This window comes from Nostocoides japonicum T1-X7, assembly GCF_001046855.1.
Lineage (GTDB): Bacteria > Actinomycetota > Actinomycetes > Actinomycetales > Dermatophilaceae > Nostocoides > Nostocoides japonicum.
This window is the reverse complement of record NZ_HF570958.1, coordinates 4,573,667-4,576,465: the sequence shown is the minus strand read 5'-3', so window position 1 is coordinate 4,576,465 and position 2,799 is coordinate 4,573,667. Positions and strand designations below refer to the sequence as shown.

The following is a 2,799-nucleotide window of genomic DNA, read 5'->3' as shown; positions in this document are numbered from 1 at the left end:
GGGCGGGCGCTCCCCGGGCCCACCCGCCGCTCCGCGGCGCGAGACCCGCTCGTCCGGGCCCTCGACCGGGCCGAGCGGGGCGGTATGCGGCTCCTGGCGGACCGGGCCCGGCACGAGCTGCACGCTGCGGGCGCCCGTCCCCGCCGCACCGCCCTCAGCGGCCTGGCTGCCCTCACGCCGGCGGAGCACGAGGTGGCGATGCTCGCGGCGAGCGGGTGCGGCAACAAGGAGATCGCCCAACGACTCTTCGTCACCCGGCGCACCGTCGAGACCCACCTCACCCACGTCTTCGACAAGCTCGGCATCGCCGGGAGAACCCGGCTGGCGGACCTGCTCGACGGAGGGACGGACCAGTCTGCTTGACACACCAAGCACCTGCGTGGTTGACTATGCAGAAGAGGGACGCACCCGAAGGCTTCGGAAGCGTTCGACCAGAGCGACCGGCGTCCCCGATCAACCCACGTGGGGGCCACCGGGCCCACACCGACGAAGAGAAAGGCAAGCACCCATGACCAGCTACCAGGAGATCACCCAGCAGATCGGCGACCAGTGGGTCGCGGCGCTCAAGCGCGCCGAGGACACGGTCAGCATGGTGGCCGACGGCATCCAGCAGACCCGCGACCGCATCGACGTCCCGGCGTCCGACGCCTTCGCGAAGCTCAGCGAGTCCTTCCAGGAGGGCCTGCCCAAGCCGAGCGAGATCGTCGAGGCCAACTTCGAGCTGACGAACCGCCTCCTCGCCGCGCAGCGCGACCTCACGCTCCGTCTCATCGAGGCGTCCGGCACCTCGTCGCAGCCCGAGGTCAAGCCCGCTCCGAGGAAGCGCGCCGCCGCCAACTGAGCGTCATCGATCCACCCCGCAGGGCACGTCGCATCCGACGTGCCCTGCGGCATGATGAGTGCGGTCACCGGTCCTCACGCGCCGGGAGCTCGAATCGGCGGTGGAACAGGTACTGCGTCCATACCTTCTGGTCGGTATCCTGTCCTGACGTCGGCACGCTGCTGTCCTGACGAGTGGGCTGCCGGAGGCGGTCGGCTCATCCAGCGGGCCGCCCACCGACGTGACACATCGCCCGTCTGAAGGAGTCGCCGTGAGGCAATTGACCGCTATGGATGCCAGCTTCCTCTATGTGGAGGCCGGCGGGACCCCCGGGCACACGTCGGGCCTCATCGTCGTCGATCCCTCGACCGCGCCGCAGCCGATCACGGCCGAGACGATCCGGGAGTACATCGCCGCGCGGATCCACCTCATCCCGCCGCTGCGCTGGCGCCTCGTCGAGGTCCCCTTCGGGCTCGACCTCCCGTACTGGATCGACGATCCGGAGCTCGACCTGGAGTACCACGTCAACGGGACCGGACTTCCCCGGCCGGGGACGGACGAGCAGCTGTCGCAGCTGCTCGCTCGCCTCGCGTCCCGGCCGCTGGACCGCTCACGCCCGCTGTGGGAGGTCTATGTCATCGACGGTATGCAGAGTGGTCACGTCGGGATCTTCACCAAGGCGCACCACGCGGCGATGGACGGCAAGTCCAACATGCAGATGCTCGCCACGCTGCTCGACCTGGAGCCGGTGGGCCGGGAGATCCCCCCGCCGAAGGGACCGACGGGGGAGCGCGTCCCGAGAGATGTGGAGATGGCCGGACGTGCCTGGCTCAACGCGCTGGCCCGCCCGGAGGTGGGCGTGCGGCTCGCGGTGAACATGGCCCGGGAGTCGGTCGGGATGGGACGCAAGCTCACCGCGAAGCGGGACACCGGCGCGATCAAGGCGATGACCCGCACGGCGCCGAAGACGGTCTTCAACCAGCAGCTCTCGAAGCGGCGGAACTGCGCCTTCGCGACGCTCTCGCTCACGACGGTGCGACAGGTCAAGTCCGCCCTCGGGTGCACCGTCAACGACGTGATCCTCGCCGTCTGCGCGGGGGCCCTGCGGCGCCATCTGCTCGAGCACGACGGGCTCCCCGACGAGTCCCTTCTCGCCATGGTGCCCATCTCGATCCGCGCGGCGGACGCTGGAGGCGCCGCGGGCAACCAGGTCAGCGCGACGGCCGCCGAGCTCGCGACGACCTCCGCCGACCCGCTGGAGTGGGTCCGGGTCGCCCACGAGTCGATGAATGCCGGCAAGGCTCTCAACGACGCCGTCCCCGCGGCGTTGCTCCAGGAGTTCGGCCAGTTCACGGCGCCGGCGGCCGCCGAGTTCGTCGCTCGGACGTTCGCGAACCTCAAGGTCGTCAACCGGGTCGCGATGCCCTTCAACGTCGTCGTGTCGAACGTCCCCGGCCCCCGGGAGACGCTCTACTACGCGGGCGCGGAGATGGTCGGACTCTTCCCGGTGTCGATGGTGAGCGACGGGGTGGGGCTCAACATCACGATCATCAGCTACCGGGACGACCTCGACTTCGGCCTCATCAGCACCCCGGAGATCGTCCCCGACATCTGGACGCTCATGAGCTACTTCCAGGACGCTCTTGACGAGGTCGCGGCGGCGGCCGGGGTGACGGCTTCGCCCGCGGGCGAGACGTCGATCGCCTCGACCGAGGAGGCGCCGGCCGCCACGGCGCCGGCCCGCAAGCGCGCCGCGAAGCGGCCGGCCTCCTCGGCGCCTGCGGCGAAGAGGGCCACGAAGAAGACCGCGCGGAAGCCCGCCGCGAAGAAGGCTCCGACCACGAAGGCGGCGGCCAAGAAGGCGGCCACCACGCCGTCGGCGGCCGCTGCCGAGGCGCCGACGGCGGAGGAGCAGACGGCCCCACGCGCCGCCAAGAAGGCGCCCACCAAGAAGGCACCCGCCACGAAGGCGCCGGCCA

General features: G+C 70.8%; 3 protein-coding genes. All 3 read left to right on the top strand.

Annotation, left to right across the window (positions count from 1 at the left end):
- The coding region (locus BN12_RS20785; RefSeq protein WP_048555451.1) for a helix-turn-helix domain-containing protein at positions 1-363 on the top strand (363 nt) is incomplete at its 5' end.
- Between the two features lie 145 nt (positions 364-508).
- Positions 509-841, top strand: a complete 333-nt coding sequence (locus BN12_RS20780; RefSeq protein WP_048555450.1) for a hypothetical protein — start codon at positions 509-511, stop codon at positions 839-841.
- Between the two features lie 250 nt (positions 842-1,091).
- Positions 1,092-2,799, top strand: a 1,708-nt coding sequence (locus BN12_RS20775; RefSeq protein ID WP_157635600.1) for a WS/DGAT/MGAT family O-acyltransferase, incomplete at its 3' end; no start/stop codon positions are given.